The organism is Methanoregula sp., from assembly GCF_049518935.1.
GTDB lineage: Archaea > Halobacteriota > Methanomicrobia > Methanomicrobiales > Methanospirillaceae > Methanoregula.
In genome coordinates this window covers 1-21,388 of record NZ_JBEKRH010000020.1, presented here as the reverse complement: position 1 = coordinate 21,388, position 21,388 = coordinate 1, and the positions used below count along the sequence as shown (strand labels likewise).

General features: G+C 54.9%; 22 protein-coding genes. 17 read left to right on the top strand and 5 right to left on the bottom strand.

From position 1 onward, the window contains the following. Position 1: 1 nt before the first annotated feature. From nifE to ABSE13_RS10725, 7 genes are all read left to right on the top strand, one after another. Positions 2-1,390 carry a nitrogenase iron-molybdenum cofactor biosynthesis protein NifE gene (gene nifE, locus ABSE13_RS10755; protein ID WP_424028518.1) on the top strand — a complete coding sequence of 463 codons (1,389 nt, stop codon included), beginning with the start codon at positions 2-4 and terminating at the stop codon, positions 1,388-1,390. Beyond that, positions 1,390-2,781, top strand: coding sequence for a nitrogenase component 1 (locus ABSE13_RS10750; RefSeq protein WP_424028517.1), 1,392 nt, complete (start codon positions 1,390-1,392; stop codon positions 2,779-2,781). The genes nifE and ABSE13_RS10750 overlap by 1 nt, the downstream gene beginning before the upstream one ends. A gap of 1 nt (position 2,782) precedes the next feature. Then, entirely contained in the window at positions 2,783-3,091 is a 309-nt protein-coding gene (locus tag ABSE13_RS10745) for a 2Fe-2S ferredoxin (RefSeq protein ID WP_424028516.1), read from the top strand. 17 nt (positions 3,092-3,108) lie between these two features. Then, complete coding sequence (locus tag ABSE13_RS10740) at positions 3,109-3,747, top strand: Fe-only nitrogenase accessory AnfO family protein (protein ID WP_424028515.1); 639 nt, start codon at positions 3,109-3,111, stop codon at positions 3,745-3,747. Positions 3,748-4,029: 282 nt separating this feature from the next. Next, the gene (locus tag ABSE13_RS10735) at positions 4,030-4,359 is read left to right on the top strand and encodes a P-II family nitrogen regulator (RefSeq protein ID WP_424028514.1); all 330 of its coding nucleotides are present in this window, start codon (positions 4,030-4,032) and stop codon (positions 4,357-4,359) included. Positions 4,360-4,395: 36 nt separating this feature from the next. Then, entirely contained in the window at positions 4,396-4,743 is a 348-nt protein-coding gene (locus tag ABSE13_RS10730; protein ID WP_424028513.1) for a P-II family nitrogen regulator, read from the top strand. A 7-nt stretch (positions 4,744-4,750) separates the two neighbouring features. Continuing rightward, positions 4,751-5,197 (top strand): P-II family nitrogen regulator, encoded by a 447-nt coding sequence (locus ABSE13_RS10725; protein WP_424028512.1) that lies wholly within the window; start codon positions 4,751-4,753, stop codon positions 5,195-5,197. A gap of 282 nt (positions 5,198-5,479) precedes the next feature. Here ABSE13_RS10725 and feoB read toward each other — a convergent pair whose 3' ends face one another. Genes feoB through ABSE13_RS10710 form a run of 3 tightly spaced genes read right to left on the bottom strand, consistent with a single transcriptional unit; the run spans position 5,480 to position 10,814 of the window. Continuing rightward, positions 5,480-7,468 carry a ferrous iron transport protein B gene (feoB, locus tag ABSE13_RS10720; RefSeq protein ID WP_424028511.1) on the bottom strand — a complete coding sequence of 663 codons (1,989 nt, stop codon included), beginning with the start codon at positions 7,466-7,468 and terminating at the stop codon, positions 5,480-5,482. Next, positions 7,465-8,184 carry a metal-dependent transcriptional regulator gene (locus tag ABSE13_RS10715; RefSeq protein WP_424028510.1) on the bottom strand — a complete coding sequence of 240 codons (720 nt, stop codon included), beginning with the start codon at positions 8,182-8,184 and terminating at the stop codon, positions 7,465-7,467. Before ABSE13_RS10715 ends, feoB begins: the two co-directional genes overlap by 4 nt. Further along, positions 8,184-10,814, bottom strand: a complete 2,631-nt coding sequence (locus tag ABSE13_RS10710) for an oligosaccharyl transferase, archaeosortase A system-associated (protein ID WP_424028509.1) — start codon at positions 10,812-10,814, stop codon at positions 8,184-8,186. Before ABSE13_RS10710 ends, ABSE13_RS10715 begins: the two co-directional genes overlap by 1 nt. A gap of 196 nt (positions 10,815-11,010) precedes the next feature. Here ABSE13_RS10710 and ABSE13_RS10705 point away from each other — a divergent pair, with 196 nt between their 5' ends. From ABSE13_RS10705 to glnA, 9 genes are all read left to right on the top strand, one after another. Beyond that, on the top strand, positions 11,011-11,499 hold the full coding sequence (locus ABSE13_RS10705; RefSeq protein WP_424028508.1) for a ferritin: 489 nt from the start codon (positions 11,011-11,013) through the stop codon (positions 11,497-11,499). A gap of 137 nt (positions 11,500-11,636) precedes the next feature. After that, entirely contained in the window at positions 11,637-11,771 is a 135-nt protein-coding gene (locus ABSE13_RS10700; RefSeq protein ID WP_424028507.1) for a catalase, read from the top strand. Then, on the top strand, positions 11,768-13,978 hold the full coding sequence (gene katG / locus ABSE13_RS10695; protein ID WP_424028506.1) for a catalase/peroxidase HPI: 2,211 nt from the start codon (positions 11,768-11,770) through the stop codon (positions 13,976-13,978). The genes ABSE13_RS10700 and katG overlap by 4 nt, the downstream gene beginning before the upstream one ends. Positions 13,979-13,986: 8 nt before the next feature. Next, entirely contained in the window at positions 13,987-15,048 is a 1,062-nt protein-coding gene (locus ABSE13_RS10690) for a radical SAM protein (RefSeq protein WP_424028505.1), read from the top strand. Then, positions 15,048-15,572 carry an AsnC family transcriptional regulator gene (locus tag ABSE13_RS10685; RefSeq protein WP_424028504.1) on the top strand — a complete coding sequence of 175 codons (525 nt, stop codon included), beginning with the start codon at positions 15,048-15,050 and terminating at the stop codon, positions 15,570-15,572. Before ABSE13_RS10690 ends, ABSE13_RS10685 begins: the two co-directional genes overlap by 1 nt. Beyond that, the gene (gene ahbB, locus ABSE13_RS10680) at positions 15,559-16,047 is read left to right on the top strand and encodes a siroheme decarboxylase subunit beta (RefSeq protein ID WP_424028503.1); all 489 of its coding nucleotides are present in this window, start codon (positions 15,559-15,561) and stop codon (positions 16,045-16,047) included. Before ABSE13_RS10685 ends, ahbB begins: the two co-directional genes overlap by 14 nt. Beyond that, positions 16,044-17,246, top strand: a complete 1,203-nt coding sequence (locus ABSE13_RS10675; protein WP_424028502.1) for a radical SAM protein — start codon at positions 16,044-16,046, stop codon at positions 17,244-17,246. Before ahbB ends, ABSE13_RS10675 begins: the two co-directional genes overlap by 4 nt. A gap of 777 nt (positions 17,247-18,023) precedes the next feature. Further along, positions 18,024-18,161 (top strand): hypothetical protein, encoded by a 138-nt coding sequence (locus tag ABSE13_RS10670; RefSeq protein ID WP_424028501.1) that lies wholly within the window; start codon positions 18,024-18,026, stop codon positions 18,159-18,161. Positions 18,162-18,552: 391 nt separating this feature from the next. After that, positions 18,553-20,028 (top strand): type I glutamate--ammonia ligase, encoded by a 1,476-nt coding sequence (glnA, locus tag ABSE13_RS10665; protein ID WP_490356175.1) that lies wholly within the window; start codon positions 18,553-18,555, stop codon positions 20,026-20,028. 39 nt (positions 20,029-20,067) lie between these two features. Here glnA and ABSE13_RS10660 read toward each other — a convergent pair whose 3' ends face one another. Beyond that, positions 20,068-20,304, bottom strand: a complete 237-nt coding sequence (locus ABSE13_RS10660) for a hypothetical protein (RefSeq protein ID WP_424028500.1) — start codon at positions 20,302-20,304, stop codon at positions 20,068-20,070. Between ABSE13_RS10660 and ABSE13_RS10655 the strand changes: the two genes are divergently transcribed. Continuing rightward, positions 20,294-20,422 carry a hypothetical protein gene (locus ABSE13_RS10655; protein WP_424028499.1) on the top strand — a complete coding sequence of 43 codons (129 nt, stop codon included), beginning with the start codon at positions 20,294-20,296 and terminating at the stop codon, positions 20,420-20,422. The genes ABSE13_RS10660 and ABSE13_RS10655 overlap by 11 nt on opposite strands. Before the next feature lie 147 nt (positions 20,423-20,569). On the opposite strand, the gene ABSE13_RS10650 is transcribed toward ABSE13_RS10655, so the two are convergent. Further along, positions 20,570-21,388: NrpR regulatory domain-containing protein (locus ABSE13_RS10650; RefSeq protein WP_424028498.1), on the bottom strand; the 819-nt coding region annotated here is incomplete at its 5' end.

Below are 21,388 nucleotides of genomic sequence, written 5' to 3'. Positions count from 1 at the left end.
CATGGAGGACCTTTGTGCGGTGCCGTCGGCCCCAAACGCCTGCATCAGCGAACGCCAGAATTCCATCGCGAGCGGCGGGAAGAACAAGACCGCCATCCACTGCGCCGACGACAGCCTCGCGGGCTCGGTGAGCCAGCGGGCCTGCGTCTTCTGCGGGGCCCGGGTGGTTTTAAACCCGGTCACGGACGCGGTCCACCTCGTCCACGGCCCCATCGGGTGTGCCACCTACACGTGGGACATCCGGGGGTCATTGTCGAGCGGTTCGGAGATGTACCGGAACAGCTTCTCGACCGACATGAAGGAGCGGGACGTGGTCTTCGGTGGCGAGAAGAAACTGGTCGCCTGCATCGATGAAATCGTGGAGAAGTACCACCCGCCCGCCATCTTCGTGTACGCGACCTGCGTCTCGGGCATGATCGGCGACGACATCATCGCGGTCAGCAAAGCGGCGTCGGCCAGGTACGGCATCGACGTCATCCCGGTCGAGTCGAGCGGCTTCATTTCCGGCAACAAGGTCGTCGGGTACCGGGCCGCTGCCGGGGCGCTGATGAAGCTCATCACGCCAAAAAACGGGAAAACGATCGAAAAGACGAGGAAACTCAACTTCCTCGGCGAGTATAACCTCGGCGGCGAGACCTGGCTTATCAGGAACTATCTCGCGGAGATGGGACTAGAGATCAACGTCGCGTTCACCGGAGACTCAACGGTCGCGGCGCTCAAACAGGCGCCCGGGGCCTGCCTCAACATCGTGCAGTGCACCGGTTCGATGCACTGGGTCGCGGCAAACCTCGAAAAAGAGTTCGGCACCCCGTTCATCTCCGTCAACTTCTTCGGCGCGGAGAACGCCGCGGAGAGCCTCCGTCGGATCGCGTCGTTCTACGATGACCCGGAGATCACCCGGCGCACCGAGGTCCTCATCGCCCGGGAGACGGCCCGGATCCAGCCGGTTATCGCACAGTACCGGAAGAAACTCGCCGGCAAGCGGGCGGCGATCTACGTAGGCGGCGCGTACAAGGCGGTCGCCATCATCCGGCAGCTCAAAGAGCTCGGGATAGAGATCGTCCTCACCGGCACCCAGACCGGGAAGAAAGAGGAGTACGACGACATCAGCGGGATGCTCGACGCAAACGCGGTCGTCATCGACGACGCGAACCCCGCGGAACTCGAAAAATTCCTGCTCGAAAAACATGTCGACGTGATGGTCGGCGGCGTCAAGGAACGCGTGCTCGCGTACAAGCTCGGCATCGGGTTCGTCGACCACAACCATGACCGGAAAGAGTGCCTCGCGGGGTTCGAGGGGGCGCTCACCTTCGCGCACGAGGTGTACGTCACCACGTGTTCGCCGGTCTGGAAGCAGCTGAAAGGAACCCTTGCACTGGAGGTGTGCTGATGAACGGCATGGAGAGGACAACAACGGCGGGCAAAGCCCGGCAGGTGAACGAGAACCAGTGCCAGATGTGCATGCCCCTCGGCGGCGTGATCGCCTTCAAGGGAATAGAGAACGCGATGGTCATCTCGCACGGCTCGCAGGGGTGCAGCACGTACATGCGCCTTGCAAATGTCGAGCACTTCAACGAGCCGGTCGACATCGCCTCGTCAAGCCTCAACGAGAAGCAGACCATCTACGGCGGGGAGGCGAACCTCAAAAAAGCGATCGACAACGTGCTCCGGGTCTACCAGCCAAAGGTCCTCGGGATCCTCACGACCTGCCTCTCGGAGACGATGGGGGAGGACCTCGACCGGATCGTTCTGTCGTACGTGCGGGAGCGCAACCTCACGGGCGTCGACATCATCCCGGTGCCGACCCCGAGCTACAGCGGGAGCCACACCGAGGGGTTCTGGGCCGCGACCCGGGGCATCATCGCCCACTTCGCGAAAGTGACGGCGAAGCACAACCGGATAAATGTCATCATTCCCCACATCAGCCCGGCCGACATCCGGGAGATCAAACGGATCCTCGCGCTGATGGGGGTCGAGTACACGCTGGTGCCCGATTATTCCCTGACGCTCGACCGGCCGTACGGGGGCCGGTACCAGAAGATCCCGCCGGGAGGGACCCGGACAGAAGACATCGCAGAGATGCCCGGCGCACCAGTCACGATCCAGTTCGGGCTCACCTGCCCGGACGCGCTCTCGCCGGGCAAATTTCTCGAAGAGCAGTTCGGCGTCCCGCTCGTAAACCTGCCGCTGCCCATCGGCATCGGGGCGGTCGACCTGTTCATCGATACGCTGCGGGGGCTCACCTGCGGCCGGACGGTGCCGAACCAGCTCGCACTCGAACGGGGCTGGCTCCTCGATGCGATGGCCGACTCGCACAAATACAACGCGGAGGGCCGGCCGGTCATCTACGGCGAACCCGAACTCGTGTACGCATTCACGCGCCTCTGCACAGAGAACGGTGCGCCACCGGTCGTCATCGCGAGCGGGACGAGGAACAGCAAACTCGCCGAACTGCTGGTGCCGGTCCTCGCCGACGTGGACGAAACGCCGGTCCTCCTTGAAGAGACGGACTTTGCCGCCATCGACGAGGCGACAGCGCAGGCCTGTGCGAACATCGGAGTCGGCCACTCGGGCGGGAAGTTCCTGACCGAGCGCCGGGGCATCCCCGTGGTCCGGGTCGGCTTCCCAATCCACGACCGGACCGGCGGGCAGCGGATCTTATCGGCCGGGTACACGGGAACCCTCGCGTTCCTCGACCGGTTCACGAACACGCTGCTCGAAGCGAAGTACGTGTCCTACCGGGCGCAGATCAAAGAAAAAATGTTGATCAGGAGTTGTTGAAATGCAGAAACCAGAGAAACACATCTTCGTATGCACGAGCTCCCGGCCGAACGGGACGCAGAAAGGGTTCTGTCACACCAAGACCGGTGTCGACGTGATGCAGAAGTTCATGGAAGAGATCGAAGAGCGCGGCACCGGGGGCGGGGTCTTCCTCACCAACACCGGCTGCTTCGGTATCTGCGAGCAAGGGCCGGTCGTGGTCGTGTACCCGGACAATGTCTGGTACGGGTCTGTGACCCCGGACGACGTCCAAGAGATCCTCGACTCCCATATTGAGGGCGGAAAGCCGGTTGAACGGCTGCTGCTCTGAGACAAGGGTGATGGATCATGTGTATCCAGGAGATTGCAGCTATTATCGGGCCGGGTGGCGAATCCATCCCCCTCAGTGAACCGGGAACGGTCATCGTGTACAGCAGGGTCCGTGGGGAGTGGAAGAAGGACCGGGAGATGGCATTTGTCATCGAGCCGGCCCGCGGCCTCCGTGATCTGCGAAAAAAAGTGGAAGATCTCAAAGCATTCCTCCGTGACTGCCGTGTCTTTGTCGCAAAGTCGGCGAGCGGTGCCCTTTTCTTCGAGCTTGAGAAGGCCCGGTTCTCCGTGTGGGAGATAGCCGGCGCTCCGGCTGAGTTCCTCGACAGTGTCTGGCACGAGGAGAAGGCCGAACAGGCAAACTCGTACCTGCCGCCCGATGCTGGCATTCCAACGCCCACAGAGACTACTCCCGGCCATTTTTTGATCTCGATCAAGGAAATCCAAGGCAAGCGCCCGGAAGTCTCGAGCAAGCAGGTTTTACAGGAGTTTGTGCGAAAAGGCGTCTTTGAGCAGCTCGACGTCATTTGTGACCACATGCCGCCGTGGATCGAGATCGATGCGGAGCGAAGGGGTTATTCGGTAGCAACCGAGCAGATCGGAAAGAACGAAGTGAAGGTCCGGCTTACGAAAAATGCCGGTGGAGGGTGCGAGTGAATTTCATGCGGAGTGAAATGCAACTGCTTCTTAAGCAGAAACCAGCCGGGCCTATACAGAGGCTGCAGTCAATTGTGCGTCTGGCTTTTTCAAAGGTAATGTCCGCCAGTTCGTGGCCTAGTGCACCGGAGCCGGTACGGCTCTGGGGTATGCATTTGTGGTCATCTTCATCCTCGCAGTCATCTAAGACAAAACGATCGGGATGTGGGTCACTGAGGAGGAAGCGTTGTCGGACTTGATATCTCGCAGGACGGGGAGCGCTGATGATCCGGAGGGATCATAATGAAAATGGTTAAAACATTCCTTAAACCAAAACGATTCGAATTCGTAAAAAAAACTCTTGAAGACAAAGGCTTTATCTGCATGACCGTTACCGATGTCCGGGGACGGGGCGAGCAAAAAGGTATCTCCTTGGAATACCGGGGAGGCAAGATGACGGTTGACATACTGCCCAAGATCAAGGTCGAGATTGTGGTAAAAGATAAGGACGTCAACGCAGTGATCGCAATCATCACCGAATCAGCCTGGATCGGGAAGATCGGAGACGGAAAGATCTTTGTCATCCCGGTTGAGCAGTCGATCCGGATCCGCACTGGGGAATCAGATGTGTAACGGGAAACACGCACACCAAGATGGCGAGAGTCGGTTATGAAGATGATCTGGGCCGTAATCCGGCCGGAATCAGCGCAGCGGGTGATCAAGGCCCTCGACGTCGCCGGTATCGGAGGGATGACCCGCCTCCACGTGACTGGTCATGGCAAGGAGATGGGAATTACCCTTGGTGCAGTCCATTACAATGAAATTCCCAAAGAGATGCTGATGATCGTGGTACCGGACAACAACGTGGCAAAGACAGTCATGATCATCAGGACGGAAGCGAAGACCGCTTCGAAGAGCGCACCTAATGAAGGTGCCATCGGCGACGGAAAAATCTTCGTTACCTACGTAGAGGACACTTTCTCGATCCGAAACGCCGGCAAAGCAGGCGGAACCTGAAAAAAGCATGAAGCAGATCATTGCCATCCTCCGGGACGAGCGGGTTGAAGAGACCAAGGAAGCTCTTGAAACCATCGGCGTAAGGGGCGTCACGTTCCTGTACGTCACCGGCCGCGGTCAGCAGAAGGGGAGGGGCAACGCACAGGAACTTAGTGGACCTCTGAACATGAATCAGCGGATGCAATTGGAGAACTCCAGGCCCGGCGACGAACCGTTAGATGCCGGAATCAAAATGGCCGGGTCGTTTCAGCCGGTTACTGAGTTCGCATTGGGCTTTCTGCCAAAACGGATGCTCATCATTGTTGCGTACGATGAGGAGGTCAGCCGTATTGTCCAAGCAATCTTGGATGTCAACCAGTCTGGCCGGTATGGCGACGGGAGGATCTTCATCTGCCCGATGATCGGTGCTATCCGGGTCAGGACCGGTGAACTGGGAGACAAAGCCTTGTCTTGATAACGGGGAAGAGGGTTCTGATAAGAAAGCGATTGGTAACCGATTTTTCACCTCACTAAAAAATCCCTACCGACCGTCACCTTATCTGAACTTGCTGAAAGACAAGACCCAGTAATCCCCCATGACTATTATCGTCCGGATCCGATTTCCGGGCCGGATTTTTCCGTCCTGGAAACCGGCTCCGGACAACGATAAGTTGACGGTTAATGACTGATTTTCCCCCTCATTAAAAATTCCGTTCCTTCCAAGATCCTTACCTCCGTCAACAAATCTGAACCGTTCTCACATCACCAGGCTCAGCACCCGAAATGCGATCCCGCCAATGGCAATCGCCATGACGATCTCAGTTACCGAGATCGCGAGTGCTTTCCTCCAGCCGAACTCCGATGCGAGAACGAGAATCACCGAAATGCAGGGGATGTAGAGCATCGAGACCAGTGCAAGGACAATTAGCTGGATCGGCGACATGATGGATGCAAAGTTTGTCGTGTGGAAGATTACCGCGAGCGTGAGGATCGTCAGCTCCTTCCGGACGATACCGAAGATCAGCGTAATCCCGATGACCGCAGGAAGCCCGAGCCAGAGGACGGTCACGGGTGAGAGAAGATTGTTCACCGGGTTGAGCAGCCCCGCTGCATAGAATGCCTGGATGATGGCACTCCCAATGATGTATGCCGGGAAGACGATCCAGATGAGCGACTTTGTCCGGGTCCAGGTCTGCTTCAGAACAACCGAGACCGAGGGGACATGATAGTCGGGCATCTCCATGATCAAGCCGACCGACTCGCCCGGTACTGCTTTGAACGCAATTCTCCCGACAACGAGGATCAGGAGAATGTCGAACGCATAGAGTGCGAGCGCCCACCAGATGTTAACGAACGCAGCGACAAGCCCGAGGATGACGACCGTCCGTGCAGTACACGGCACGAGTGTCACTAAGAATGCGGCAAGGGTCTTCTGCTTCGGTGTTTCCATGATCCGGCAGGAATAGATGGCCGGGACATTACACCCGTACCCGAGGATGAGAGGGATAATCGCCTTCCCGTGCAACCCCAGTTTGTGCATGCCGCGATCGAGCATCACCGAGATACGGGTGAGATAGCCTGAATCCTCCATGACAGCGAGGAGCAGGTAGAACGGCAGGACATAGGGAACGACCAAGGTAACTCCTGCAATGAAACCGGTGAATGCCCCATTCCAGAGAATATCCATGAGCGGCCCTGAGACCACCGGTTCGTACTGCTCGAACTGCGAGAGGAACGACTGCAGGAATCCCGAGATCTGCGCACCGATCAGGAACGTCCAGAACAGCAGCCCGCCAATCACGGCGATGACCGCGAGGTACCCGAGGATCGGGTGGAGGGCAATCTCGTCGAGCTTATCGGTCATGCTCTTTTTCTGCGGTCCCTCGCCCGGTGCCCGCACAGTGATTACTTCCGCCGCAATCCGGTCAGCAATCTGGTACCGCTCTGCGCTCATGACAACACATACCGGTTCCCCGTGGATGGATTCGATCTCCCCGGCGAGCAGCCCTGCCTTTTCAACAATACCCGGGTCCTGTTCGCTGACGATCTTCTGGATCGCCGGATCCCGCTCAAGGAGTTTGATCGCGGTCCAGCGTACGGGGTATGGTGTTGTGACGGAATCCAGCAGGGAGATAATTTTCCCGATCCGCTCTTCTATTTCCTTCCCGTAGAGCAGGACCGGGGGAACCGGGTGATCCTGCATGAGGCCCGTGATTGCATCGGTGAGGGCTGGGATTCCCTTGCTCCTAATGGCAACCGTCGGCACAACCGGGACGCTGAGCAGTTCGGAGAGCTTTTGTGTATCGACAGTCAGTCCTTTTTTTTCGGCAAGATCGATCTGGTTGACCGCGATCATCAGCGGGGGTGCCAGTTCCAAGAGCTGGATCGTGAAGAAGAGATTACGTTCCAGTGCTGAGGCATCGATGACGTTGATCACGGCGTCCGGGTGTTCTAGAGCAATAAAATCCCGCGAGACCAGTTCCTCCATCGAGTATGTGGAGAACGAGTAGATTCCGGGCAGGTCGATGACCCGGATACGTTTCCCCTTGTGTAACAGGAGACCTTCCGCCCGATCGACAGTCTTTCCCGGCCAGTTGCCGATGATCTGGTCAACACCGGTCAGTTGGTTGAAGATCACGCTCTTACCGACATTAGCATTGCCGGCAAGGGCAATCGTATACTCTGCATCCTTTATTCCGGACTCCTTCCCGGTCGAACAGCCTTTGCATTCCCCGCAGCCGCTCATGGTTCACCCGCTCCGGGGGATTCGATAAAGATATTCTCGGCAATTGCGTGATCGACCGCAAGTTTCGTTCTTCTCACGGAGATCTCGACGGGTCCGTTCATTGGTGTTTTTTTCAGGATGGATACTTTTGTGCCGAGAGTAAGCCCAAGGTCAGAGAGGCGCTGGACCACTTTGCAGTCCCCCCGGATAAATGCAATCTGGCCTTTCTGTTCCGGTTTGAGATCCGTGATGGGAATGATCTTTTTATCCCGGATGGCAACGGGCATATCGGTTTTTCCTGCACCGTCGCACTCGGCACAGCTCCCCACACATTTGTTGCAGGGACTGATCGGGCTGCCATGCGGACAGCGTGCCGGGGCGTCCAGCATCCGGCAGAGCCCGTTCTCCGTGTCTTCGGAGATTGTGTGCTCCATTTTGCACGCTTCCTCGTGGACCTTCTCCCGGTTCAGTTTGAGGACGTTGGTCAGGAACACTTCAAGGAGCCGGTGTTTCCGCTTGATGGTGCCGGCGATTTTTTTCCCTTCACCCGTCAGGGTCGCTCCCTTATACGGCTCGTATGCGACCAGCCCCTTATCCGAAAGGCTGCGGAGCACTTCGGTCACGCTCGCCGGGGCAACGTTAAGGCATTTTGCTATAGCGGTGGTTTTTGCCGAACCATCCCGCGATTCAAGATCGTAGATTGCTTCAAGGTATTCCTCGATTTGTTCCTGTGCCATTATACGTTCTCCTGAGACAGGGAACCGGATATCTGGGCTGGCCCTACAGTCGTCCCTTGTATAACCACTGACTCCGGTACCTCGAATGTTGTACTGGTGCCTTCGATCCGGTATGGGCCTGTAGCTTTCACCGGGTACGGGTTATCACTCGTTGAATACGGGACGATAAATTCGCCATTGACACTTTCCTGCCGGTACGTGAAGTTCCTTCCGGTATTAGTGACGAGCGGAATATCGATGATACCGGTTCCCTTGATATGAGCCCCTTTGACGTATTCAAAGATCTTCACATACTTCACATCGAAGGTGTCTGAGTTCGCCGCGTTGGTTGGAGACTCATGGACAAGCCGGTAATGCTGGAGTGCAGGCACAGTGTCAAGGGGTTGGGTAATCGATGGACTGAGAACTGCTGCATGGTATCCCGCCGGAGCCTTCTGATTAAATTGTTCTGCAGCAAGGGTAGCTGCTGAGAGATTTAACAGCAGGGCATTTGTGATAACCGGTAATTGCTCCTTTGTAATTGCAGGATCTGCATATTCAATGTAATACACGCTGCCGGGCTGTGCCATCGATCCATCAAAGTTGTGGAGACGGGAGATCATGGTCAGGTAATATGGCTGCTTATTGAGTTGGATGACCTGATAATTTTGAGCTGAGCTACCTCCTGTCATGAACATATTTTCCTGGTAGGGTCCTGTGGTAGCAGACGCATTGAACCATGTTGACATTGCATAGAATTTGCCGGTATCCATCTCAATATCCGTGATGACGTACCGGGTCCCATCGGCATCAAGAATGGCATTTGCGGTATTCTCGGATGTTGTCATGAAGTACGCTGCGGCACCAGTATCGCCGGTTACACCCTGCTGGAACGGATTGGCATTCGGGATGCGTTTTGCGATATACGTGATCATATGCCCGTAATCCCACCAGGACATGATCCCGTACGCGGTGGATGGATACTGGAACGTCTTCGGGTCATAGATGGTAAAATAATTCACACCGGTATCCGGCGTATTATTGCCCAGCCATTCGAGAGATTCCTTCCAGTCGGGATTCATCGCGTTGACACCGCTGGACCCGATGAGATAATTATTGGAAACTGAAGTGTACGCAAAGAGGAGACCAAGACCCAGCACAATTACCACAACCCCAAGAACCGGATAGTTCGGTTTTCGGGAATTCCACGAACTCTTTTTGAACTTCTGGCCTTTGCCCCTGCGTGGTTGATCTTTCTCGGCTTCGTCAGCGCCATCTGATGCTGTGTGCGGCAGGAAACTCCTCGCCAGCGTACAGAGATCTCCCCACCCTTTCTCGAAAACGAAATGGATGCACACGGCTGAAAGCAGGGCAATGACTACTGCAAGATAATATTCGTACCTGACATGCTGCCAAGTGGAGAATAAAATGACGAGAGCCCAGACCAGCGCAAAAATTTCGTGGGGCCGCTCATCCTTAAGGTTGTTATAGAGAGCTACCAGTATCCCCCCCGCCATGAGAATGAACCCGTAGTTGAATGCCTGCCATGCTTCCGTAGGTGTCCAACCCATAGCATCCATGACCGTCTGCGTTATGGATTGCTGCCCGAAAAATGCATAGAGATCGTTGATGAATAACGTGTAGAGCTGCGGGGCTGCAACAAGGAGAATCCCTGCAAACAGGATTCCGCTGCCGATAATGATCCCGGGATAATAGTATTTCTTTCTGTTTTTCAGATATCGGGCAAGGAGATACAGTACTACTGTTGCACCGATCAGGCATACATAGGCATAGACATGACCTATGGAATAGGTCGAGAGATCCATACCGGGGCTTTTAAATCCGAAGACCAGGAGCCCGGCGGTTGCAATCGTAAAAACGATGGTGTTTGCGATCAGCAGGTATTCACTGGAACGACCGCGGTAAAAATCGAACAGGAACTGGACGACAGTAAATGTGCCGACGATAAATGCGAACAGGATCATGGTCGGCATGACGAAGAGGCCAAGGAGATACGCAATACCCGCAAGTACGGATAAAATTGCGATTTTTCTCCAGGTACTGAAATCCGCGAGATTTATTGTTGTCCCCGTTTCCGAGATCAGGATATACAGATATACCAGACAGAATAATGTGGAAAAGAGCACCTCACCGTCACGGTGGTTGAAATACCCATACAGGGAATAGAGGAAAAAGGTCCCTGAAATAACTGCGGTAAAACCTGAAGCCAGGAGTCCTGTCTTCCAGTCCCCGTATGCTTTTCCGACAAAATACATGAGAACTACAGTTGCAGCCGCGAAAAGGGGAGTCACAAGAAGACATACTCCGATAATAGCCGGACGGGTGATCGCGCCTGCGATCGTGCATGCCAGACCGGCAATATAAATGGTCATCGGACCCCAGTAAATCGAAGTTCCATGGGGGAAATTTGACATCGGGTCAAACCAGGCGTACTGGAAATGATTGGCAAGGAACAGTTCGACGAGCCGCAGATCATATTGGGGGTCATCGCTGGCTACCCTCGATAAAATATCCGTGGGACCCGGGATAAACATGGGGAGAAGGCGGAGCCATAGGGCGAGGAGGGCAAAAAAGCCGACCAGACCGATGATCAATAATCTTCGATGGTTTTTAATGACTGTAAAATTCACTTGTAACACCCTTTCAACAATTTGCTGTTCACTCTGCTTCACTATTTAGGTGTCCCTAAATAATAAATATTTAGGTTGACCTAAAATATCACTATCATCCCTTCAATATTCCACTCAGATTTTAAGACTATCATTTTTTCCGATACACAATCATTATGTACCGAAAAACCAATTATCGGATACCAGAGGATGAAACATGATTTCAAAAACCATGGAACAAGCCCTGAACAAGCAGGTCAACCGTGAATTATATTCGGCGTACCTGTACCTTGCAATGTCTTCGCACTTCGAATCGGTGAATATGAAAGGATTTGCCAAATGGATGCGGATACAGGCAAAAGAAGAGCAGATGCATGCATTAAAGATTTATGATTATATTATTACCCGCGGAGGAACCGTCAGTCTCCTTGATATTGAAGCCCCGAAGGCAAAATGGTCTTCAGCCGGCAAAGTATTCGATGAAGTTTATTCCCATGAGCAGAAAGTTACTGCCATGATCCACGGGCTTGTCGATCTTGCAATTAAAGAGAAAGATCACGCAACCTTCGAGATGCTCCAGTGGTTCGTCAAGGAGCAGGTGGAAGAAGAACAACATGCGAGCGAGATCGTCAACCAGATAAAAATTGTTGGTGATATTGTCGGCCACTTGTTCTATCTCGATCACCAGCTGGGAAAACGGGAATAGAATCATATCCCCTCTTTTTAATCAGCATTATCGCACATCCACTATCGACTTTAAGAAGAATCCCTGAAAAAATCTCTGTCCTGCCCGAACCCCTATCTTATTAAATGTGACCGTGGCAATTCTAGCTTTGAAACATCATGGCCAAGAAAACCCTCACTACTGATCGAGGTGTTCCGGTTTATGATTACCAGAACTCCCTCACCGCCGGGCAGCGTGGTCCGGCCCTCCTGCAGGATGTCCACCTGATCGAAAACCAGGAGATGATGTTATGACTGCCAATAGTAAGTGTCCGGTAACAGGCGGAGCAAATAAACAAGCAACCAGCCGAGGCACATCGAACCAGGACTGGTGGCCGAACCAGTTGAACCTGAAGGTTCTTCACCAGCACTCGCCCTTGTCCAATCCGATGGGGGGGGAGTTCAACTATGCTGAAGAATTCAAAAAACTCGACCTTGCGGCCGTGAAGAAGGATCTGCGGGCGCTGATGACCGGCTCGCAGGACTGGTGGCCGGCGGACTTCGGCCACTACGGGCCCTTGTTCATCCGCATGGCCTGGCACAGCGCCGGCACGTACCGCACCGGTGACGGTCGCGGCGGCGCCGGTGCCGGCCAGCAGCGCTTCCCGCCCCTCAACAGCTGGCCCGACAACGCGAACCTTGACAAGGCACGCCGCCTGCTCTGGCCGATCAAGCAGAAGTATGGCAGGAAAATTTCATGGGGCGACCTCATGATTCTTGCCGGCAACGTCGCCCTAGAGTCAATGGGGTTCAAGACTTTCGGCTTCGCCGGCGGTCGTGCGGATGTCTGGGAGCCGGAAGAAGCCGTTTACTGGGGTTCTGAGAACAAGTGGCTGGAGGACAAACGCTACTCCGGCGACCGGAACCTCGAAAACCCGCTCGCTGCCGTGCAGATGGGGCTGATCTACGTCAATCCGGAAGGCCCGGGTGGCGTCCCGGATCCGGTCGCGGCGGCCAGGGATATCCGTGAGACATTTGCCCGCATGGCGATGAACGACGAGGAGACGGTTGCGCTCATCGCCGGCGGCCACTCCTTTGGCAAGACCCATGGTGCCGGCCCGGCGACCCATGTGGGGCCTGAGCCCGAAGCCGCGGGCATTGAGGAACAGGGCCTTGGCTGGAAGAGCAGCTTCGGCACTGGCAAAGCCGGGGATACGATCACCAGCGGCCTGGAGGTCACCTGGACCAACACGCCGACGAAGTGGAGCAACAACTTCTTCCGGATCCTGTTCGAAAACGAATGGGAACTGACGAAGAGCCCGGCCGGTGCGCACCAGTGGAAGTCAAAGGGCGATGCGGGCGCCGGCACGGTGCCGGATGCCCACGACAAGTCGAAGCGTCATGCGCCATCCATGCTGACCACGGACCTTTCCCTGAGGTTCGACCCCGCCTACGAAAAAATTTCACGGCGCTTCTACGAGCACCCGGACCAGCTTGCGGACGCGTTCGCCCGGGCGTGGTTCAAGCTGACCCACCGCGACATGGGCCCGCGGGCACGCTATCTTGGCCCGGAGGTTCCGGTCGAGGAGCTCATCTGGCAGGACCCCATCCCTGCCGTCAATCACAAACTGGTTGATGCACAGGACATCGTCGCCCTCAAGGGCAAGATCCTGGCATCCGGCCTGTCGGTGCCGGAGATGGTCTCGACCGCATGGGCGTCGGCGTCCACCTTCCGTGGCTCCGACAAGCGTGGTGGTGCCAACGGTGCCCGCATTCGTCTGGCGCCGCAGAAGGATTGGGAAGTCAACCAGCCGACCCGGCTGGCCAAGGTGCTCAAGACGCTGGAGGGTATCCAGAATGCATTCAACAGCGCCGTCTCTGGCGGCAAGAAGGTCTCGCTGGCTGACCTGATCGTTCTGGCCGGTTGTGTAGGCGTCGAGCAGGCTGCGAAGAATGCCGGTCACGAGGTGACGGTTCCCTTCATGCCGGGACGCATGGACACCTCACAGGAGCAGACCGATGTGGTCTCCTTCGCCGTGATCGAGCCAAAGGCGGACGGCTTCCGCAACTACCAGAAAGCCCGCTATGCCGCATCGGCCGAGGAATTGCTGGTTGACAAGGCGCAATTGCTGACCCTGACCGCACCCGAAATGACGGTGCTTGTTGGCGGGTTGCGCGTGATGAATACCAACTTCGGACAGACCCGGCATGGCGTTTTTACGAAGAAGCCGGAAGCGCTCACCAATGACTTCTTCACAAACCTGCTCGACATGGTCACGGAGTGGAAGCCGGTATCGGACGTTAAGGATATATTTGAAGGGCGCGATCGCAAAACTGGTGAAGTGAGGTGGACCGGCACGCGTGTCGATCTCATCTTCGGTTCGAACGCCCAGCTCCGGGCACTGGCCGAGGTCTACGGAAGCGCGGATGCGCAGAAGAAGTTTGTCCAGGACTTCGTGGCAGCCTGGACCAAAGTGATGAACCTTGATCGCTTCGATCTGGCAAAGGGACTGAAACATTGAACAGTACTGTGAGTGCACCGCGTATCATCTCGTGGAACATCACGCTCAGGTGCCCCCTAGAGTGTTCCCACTGTTACGTGGATGCAGGCGATAAGGAAGTAGCCGGAGTGCTCTCCACGGAAGAGGCGTTCTCGGTCATCGACCAGATCCGGGCGACCGGCAGGCCGGTTGTCGTGCTAAGTGGAGGGGAACCTCTCCTCCGGGATGACGTATACGATATCGCACGGTATGGTACTGAGCAGGGCCTACGGATGGTCATGGGCACGAGCGGGTACCTGATCGACCATGACACTGCTGCAAAACTCCGTGACGTAGGAATCCGGGCTGTGGCCATCAGTCTGGATTCGAAAGACCCGTCCGTCCACGATGCCTTCCGCGGGCTTCCCGGGGTCTGGGAGAGGGCCATGCAGGCGATCAGGCACTGCCGCGATGCAGGAATTGCAGTCCAGATTAACATGTCGGTGATGCGGTCAGCCATCAGCGATGTCGAAGAAGTAATCGGGCTCGGGACTTCCCTCGGGGTCCGCGATTACCAGCTCTTCTTCCCTATCCCGACCGGGAGGGCACGGCAGATCGAGCCCCGGAGCCCGGAGGAATACGAGGAGATGATCCGGCAGATCCTCATCAGGTACCGGGACAGCGATTTCAACATTCGCCCGACCTGCGCTCCGCAGTTCCGCCGTATCGCGAATGAACTGGGCATTGTCAACCCGGCCTGGGGCCGGGGCTGTCTTGCCGGTATCACTTATTGCCGCATCTTTGCCAATGGTGACGTGACTCCCTGCCCGTACCTGCCGGTGAGTGCCGGCAATCTCCTGACAACGCCGTTCTCTGATATCTGGAACAACTCCCCACTCTTTGCCGCACTCCGCGATCCCTCCCGGCTTACGGGAAAGTGCGGACGGTGCAGTTTCAAAACAACCTGCGGTGGGTGCAGGGCCCGGGCATACCGGCGGGAGGATGCAGCCACTCCATTCTGGTGCGACGGCCTTGCACAACCGGATATACTGAAAGGGGAGATTTGCGGTGAAGATCCGTGGTGTCCCTACCAACCTGAGGACGTGGTATAATGCCCGAAACAATACCCCCGATTACAAACTGCGACCGGACCGATCTGGAACTTCTCGATGCTCTCCAGGAGGATATCTCCCTCGTTCCCCGCCCGTGGGAAGCGATAGCGGACCGGTTGGGTATTTCCGAGGCTGAAGTCATAAAACGGATGGGGCATCTAAAGGATGCCGGTATCCTGCGGGGAGTGTCCCCGGTACTGGAATCCCGACGTCTGGGTATCACTGCAACAACACTCGTTGCCCTCCACGTACCTGAATCACGGATTCCTGAGGTTGCCCGGATCATCAACGGGTATCCGGAAGTCTCACACAATTACCAGCGGGACCACGCTTACTCGGTCTGGTTTACTCTTGCCGCAGCAACGGAAACGCGGATTGGTGAGGTGCTGGATGAAATTCTCAAAAGGACCAGTATTCCGGAGACCGATATGCTCAATCTGCCCACCCGGCAACGCTATAAGATCGACGTGAAATTCTCCTGCTGCCCGGATGAGGAGGAGGCGGATGTCCGTGGATGTGACTGATCGTTCCCTGCTTAAGGAACTGGAGAACGGGCTGCCACTCGTCAGCGAACCGTTCGATGAACTGGGACGACGGCTCCACATCAGCGGTACGGAAGTCCTGCAACGAATCCGAAAGCTCAAAGAGATCGGGATTATCAGGAAATTCCGGGCACGGATTAACCAGCGGCAGATTGGGATCACGGCAAATGCGGTCGTGGCATGGGATGTACCGGACACGTCATGCCCGGAACTGTACTCCTGTTTCGCATCCTTCCCCGGCGTCTCCCACTGTTACCTGCGGCAGCCTGTGCCGGGCAGGTGGAACTACACACTCTACACGGTCCATCATGGTCGCAACCGTTCGGGTGTTCTCGCACAGGTCAAAAGGCTTGCAGAGAAGGCCGGGGTCAACAGCTATGTCGTGCTCTTCAGTACCGAAGAATTCAAGCGGGTTCCGGCGGTGCGAATCGGAGAGAATGGGGGCGATCTGACATGAACCGGATTACCCAGTGCATGCACGGGCAGGGAACGGTCAGTGGTGTGATGCGGCATCGCCACAAGCCGCAGACCGACGTGCCCAGCAACTATCTTGCATTCTCAGGGATGTACCGGCCGGTGGTCTTCTGGAATCTCACAGATCGCTGCAACCTGAGCTGTACCCACTGCTACAACAAATCAGGGCCCGGGTGTCATATTGAGGGAGAACTTTCGACTGCCGAGGCAATGGGTCTCATTGATGACCTTGCAGAGATGGGTATCCCGCTTATCCTGTTTACCGGAGGGGAACCTCTGATGCGTGAGGATATCTGGGAACTGGCACAGCATGCCAAAAAGAAAGGAATCAAAATGGCACTCAGCACCAACGGGACCCTTATCACAACCGAAGTTGCCCGCAGGATCAAGGAAAGCGGGATCGAATATGCCGGGATATCGCTTGACGGTGCACAGGCACTGACGCATGATCGGTTCAGGAATTCGCCCGGCGCTTTCGAGCGGACAATGGCAGCATTCACCTCATGCCGCGAGGCAGGGCTTCGATGCGGCGTTCGGGTAACCTTAACAAAGGAGAACTGTGGCGAGCTTGAAGCACTTATTGATCTCGCCTTAACCCTCGGTGCCTCCAGGTTCTGCCTGTACTGGCTCGTTCCCACAGGCCGTGGGATCGAATCCTATGAACGGTTACAGCTGGGAACCAAAGAGGTAACTGAAGCCCTTACGCTCCTCTATCTAAAGGCAAAGGAGACAGATCCTGCATTCATAGAGTTTCTCACAGTTGATGCTCCGCAGGATTGTATTCATCTGCTCACTTCGATGGAACAGGATGGATCTCCGGACATTGCTGAAGCACGCGAGCTCCTGCAATCCCTCAACGGGGGATGCAGTGCGGGTACTCGTGTGGCAAATATAGATTCACACGGTAATGTGTACCCCTGCCAGTTTGCCCGTTCTGAGAATTTTTGTGCAGGGAATATCCGAAGCCAGTCATTCAGCAGGATCTGGGGAGATAACACCAATCCTGTGCTCCTACGGTTCCGGGAAAAACAGGCCCGGTTCGGGGGCAGGTGTAGAAATTGTAACTATCGGGGTCTCTGCGGAGGAGGATGCCGGGTCCGGGCGTATGCTGTGAACGGGGATTTTTTTGCAGAAGATCCCTTCTGTTTTGTCGAGAGAAATGACATTACGGTCAAAAGATAAAATAAGCCCAAATCTGGCTCTTTTTCCCCCCACAGTACGCTGGTCGAGACCGTAAAACCCTGAAATATTCCCCTTTTTCTGTTCTTGTGGAAAATACGCCAGAAATTCGTTTTGTTTACCAAAATACGTCAGCTTTGCGCCTCGCCTATTGGCCATTACAGACCCTAAAACCGAGGTTGTTTTCGCCACATAGTTTACCCCCTCCGGATCCATAAAACGTCACCGGAACATGAATATGGGGTTCGTGTTCTCCAACGGCATTATAATAAAAATAAATAAATGGGATATGTGCCAAAAAACAAGGTTTTTTGGATGGTTTTGGATGAGGAAGTTCTGATGCATCTACGATTGGTAACGGATTTTTTATCTCGAAAGAATTTGCATATCAACCGCAAGCGTATCAGAACCCCATGAGCATAGGTTTTATATTCACGTTCCTAGTTACCGGATCCCAGTACTACTTTAATTTTTATCCCGACCCAAAGAAGAGCGTAAGATCTAAATAGGCAGGGGACGCCGCATATGACCAAACAACGGCAGATTGCCCGCTAAATAGTGAAGAAGATTTGCTCCGCTTTGACCTCTTCCGACTCTTCGTCTGGGAAGGAACTCGTAAAAAACTTAAACTCATTACATTCATCTCAGTTCCTCGAAGTCGCTGTCGATTGGAGTATGATCCTGATTGATGCCTATTCAGGATTCAAGGAGGAGAAATGAGAGAAGTACTGAAGGTTAATCGTAATCACGGAACAGCACCGGACTACGAACCCGCCCCCGATGAGTACGACACAACCGGCACCGATGAGTGCGAAGGTCATGAGCGAGAATCCGATGACTGATACGGCCGGTGCCGGGGGTGCTGTGGTGATTGTTACGGTGATCGGGATGGATGAAACCCTACTTGTGGGTGTGTGATTGCGGATCTAGAGGAGAGGGACAACTGAACTTGTGGACACTATATTGGATAAATTACACTACAATTTTAGATGTCTCTTAACCCTAGTAGAAATATATTTATAAGAACATGAGAAGTATGTTTCTATTGGGAGTCTCGCGTCTGCTGATTATTCATAACCGGGCTCCCCATGATGATAGCATAAATTCTCTTCTGAAAATTGAATTTTTTTTCAAACGTTTTCTTCTTACGGGGGATGATTTTCAAGAACATCAACAAATGAGAAATTTTTAAATAGTGGTACATAGAAACATACTTCCTAGTGCAGATCCGGCATAATCAAATTGCCTGTTTATTTTGCACATGCATTGAGCACCGTTTCAGTGCGTTCGTATGGTGGATGGTGTTAGAATGGCACAAGCGAATAAACCAAAAAAAATGACAGAAGTGACAAAAGAGCAGATTAGTGGAGTTCATTCCCTAATCAAAAAGAAAAATATCCAGATCGTTGACCTGAAATTCAACGACCTGCCGGGTCTCTGGCAGCATTTCTCAATCCCTGCCTCGGAACTGAGCGGCTCCACCGATCCTAAGTCCGGTATCTGGTCTGAAGGTATCGGATTTGATGGCTCCTCCATCCGTGGATTCCAGAAGATACAGGAGTCCGACATGCTCCTGTATCTTGACACTTCTACCGCGGTCGTCGACCCGGTCTGCGATGTTCCCACGCTCTCGATCATCTGCGATGTCTACGATCCTCTCAGCAAGAAGGCCTATACCCGTGACCCGCGCTTTATCGCTAAGAAGGCAGAGGAGTACCTCAAATCAACCGGGATCGCTGATACCAGTTTTTGGGGGCCGGAGTACGAGTTCTTCCTGTTCGATGATGTCAGGTACTCGCAGACCGTCAACCAGGGATTCTATTCCGTAGACTCTGTTGAGGGCAGCTGGAACTCCGGCCGCGACGAGCAGCCCAATCTCGGGTACAAGCCGCGTTACAAGGAAGGATATTTCCCCGTACCCCCTCACGACTCGCTCCAGGACGTGAGGAGCCAGATGATCCTCAAGATGATCGAGACCGGCATCCCTGTCGAAGTGCACCACCACGAGGTGGCGACGGCAGGACAGAACGAGATCGATATGCGGTACAGCTCGCTCGTCAAGATGGCGGACTACTGCATGATGTACAAATACATTGTCAAGAACATGGCCCGGGACTTCGGCATGGTCGCGACCTTCATGCCCAAGCCGCTCTTTGGCGACAATGGCTCAGGCATGCACACCCACCAGTCGCTCTGGAAGGACGGGAAGAATCTCTTCTTCGACCCGAAGGGATACGGGATGATCAGCCAGACCGCAAAATATTATATCGGCGGTCTCCTGAAGCATGCCAACGCACTCATGGCATTCTGCGCACCATCTACCAACTCCTACAAGCGGCTCGTGCCGGGATACGAAGCACCGGTCAACCTCGTGTACTCGCTCCGTAACCGCTCAGCTGCAGTCAGGATCCCGATGTACTCGGAGAATCCCAAGTCTAAACGGATCGAGTTCCGCCCGCCCGATCCGATGTGCAACCCGTACCTCTCCTTCTCGGCACTGCTCATGGCAGGTATCGACGGTATCAAGAAAAAGATCGACCCCGGCCAGCCATTCGAGGGCAATACGTACGAGCTTGAAGGAAAGGCAGCCAAGAAACTCCCCACCGTTCCCTCATCGCTGGACCAGGCGATCGATGCACTCGAAGCGGATCACAAGTTCCTGCTCGAGGGTGACGTCTTCACGCAGGATGTCATTGATGTCTGGATCGAGTACAAACGTTCTGAGATAGACGGTGTCAGGCTCCGGCCCCACCCGTGGGAATTCCACCTGTACTTCGATATGTAACTATCATCCCCTTTTTTCCAGACAGGCATTACATGCTCGTTAGAGCGTGCAAAGACGCACTTCCAGAATACGGTTCAGACAAGCGAGAACGTACCGTACTTCCCGCCGCCCGGGTGCAAGGTGATCGTCCCGTTCCTCAAGAGCGGATATTGCATCTGCCACATTCGGGGGGACCGCACGGATCTCCAAAAACGGGGCATCGATCAGGACTGCAATCTCGTTGCCGAACCTGCTGATAAATTCGGCATAGATCGCTCTGCAGGGCGTGAAATACAAGGCAATGCCGGCAGGAGAGGCGCTGCACAACAACATCCTGATCTACGGTGTTGGAGGACTTATTGCCCTGTTCATCGAAATAAAGATCATTGATATGCTGCTGATGCTCACAGTGTGACGCGCTGCCCACGGCTGACCATCGGGAATGCCGTCAGGGCTCGGACACTCCTCCTTGTCAGCAGACAATAATACCGGGACTGGATCAGCCGAAGCCGTAAAACAGGATAAGAAGACCAGGAAACATGATGATATTTCCTGGATCTGATCAGCGGGTTTCCATGATTTTCGAGAACCGTATATTACCGGCCCCGATCTCTGTTTTGATCTCAATACCGTGTTCAACGGCGTTCCCGATATAATTCAGTCCGCTGAACGCCACAATCGAAAGCCGGAAGGGGTTATGGGGCAGGTTGAAAACCTGGTTTCCCATGGATACCGGGAAGACAAAACCGGAGTCGTTCATCTGGCGGATCGTCTCCTCAACCAGGCTTCTGGCAGCACAGGGGACTTCCCGGACATTTGCGAGAGCGATACCCGATTTCGTCCGGGCAAAACCTGATATGGAGGTGAGTCCCGCTGAAATGAACAGTTCCAGAGGATCGATAGTGGTACCCCGGTATGCGATGAGATCCCGGAACTGTTCCGGGACCCCGTTTACGATCTCAAGTCTCCCGCCAAATGCCATCCTGACCGGTATGCCACGTCGCTGGAACACGCCGTCCATGGATATGCTGCAGAGGGTGATCACGCCGACAGATCCGTGGGGGACGCGGGGGTCCCTGTCAATGATCCGGTAGGTGTTATAAAACCCGCATCCCAGACGGGCCACTTCATCGAAGGCTGAAGTGACTTTTTCAAGGGATTCTTCCTGCACGATGGAGAGGTTGTAGGCTACATCACCGGTACCGGTGGCGGGATCAAACGTGCTGCGGTACGCAAGCCGTTCCAGTTTCGAGATGATGAATCCGATCCGGTCATCGACAAGGGCATTATCGGTCTCCTCACGTCCCGCAGCGGTCAGAATACGGCCCAGGTTCCCGACTTTTTCGGTGAAGCCCAGGGTATCAAGATAACTGAGGTAATA

Excerpts from the sequence above, each read along its gene's own strand:
- nifE (WP_424028518.1), top strand. The coding sequence starts at position 2 with ATGGAGGACCTTTGTGCGGTGCCGTCGGCCCCAAACGCCTGCATCAGC.
- ABSE13_RS10750 (WP_424028517.1), top strand. The coding sequence starts at position 1,390 with ATGAACGGCATGGAGAGGACAACAACGGCGGGCAAAGCCCGGCAGGTG.
- ABSE13_RS10745 (WP_424028516.1), top strand. The coding sequence starts at position 2,783 with ATGCAGAAACCAGAGAAACACATCTTCGTATGCACGAGCTCCCGGCCG.
- ABSE13_RS10740 (WP_424028515.1), top strand. The coding sequence starts at position 3,109 with ATGTGTATCCAGGAGATTGCAGCTATTATCGGGCCGGGTGGCGAATCC.
- ABSE13_RS10735 (WP_424028514.1), top strand. The coding sequence starts at position 4,030 with ATGAAAATGGTTAAAACATTCCTTAAACCAAAACGATTCGAATTCGTA.
- ABSE13_RS10730 (WP_424028513.1), top strand. The coding sequence starts at position 4,396 with ATGAAGATGATCTGGGCCGTAATCCGGCCGGAATCAGCGCAGCGGGTG.
- ABSE13_RS10725 (WP_424028512.1), top strand. The coding sequence starts at position 4,751 with ATGAAGCAGATCATTGCCATCCTCCGGGACGAGCGGGTTGAAGAGACC.
- feoB (WP_424028511.1), bottom strand. The coding sequence starts at position 7,468 with ATGAGCGGCTGCGGGGAATGCAAAGGCTGTTCGACCGGGAAGGAGTCC.
- ABSE13_RS10715 (WP_424028510.1), bottom strand. The coding sequence starts at position 8,184 with ATGGCACAGGAACAAATCGAGGAATACCTTGAAGCAATCTACGATCTT.
- ABSE13_RS10705 (WP_424028508.1), top strand. The coding sequence starts at position 11,011 with ATGATTTCAAAAACCATGGAACAAGCCCTGAACAAGCAGGTCAACCGT.
- ABSE13_RS10700 (WP_424028507.1), top strand. The coding sequence starts at position 11,637 with ATGGCCAAGAAAACCCTCACTACTGATCGAGGTGTTCCGGTTTATGAT.
- katG (WP_424028506.1), top strand. The coding sequence starts at position 11,768 with ATGACTGCCAATAGTAAGTGTCCGGTAACAGGCGGAGCAAATAAACAA.
- ABSE13_RS10685 (WP_424028504.1), top strand. The coding sequence starts at position 15,048 with ATGCCCGAAACAATACCCCCGATTACAAACTGCGACCGGACCGATCTG.
- ABSE13_RS10675 (WP_424028502.1), top strand. The coding sequence starts at position 16,044 with ATGAACCGGATTACCCAGTGCATGCACGGGCAGGGAACGGTCAGTGGT.
- ABSE13_RS10670 (WP_424028501.1), top strand. The coding sequence starts at position 18,024 with ATGAGTACGACACAACCGGCACCGATGAGTGCGAAGGTCATGAGCGAG.
- glnA (WP_490356175.1), top strand. The coding sequence starts at position 18,553 with ATGGCACAAGCGAATAAACCAAAAAAAATGACAGAAGTGACAAAAGAG.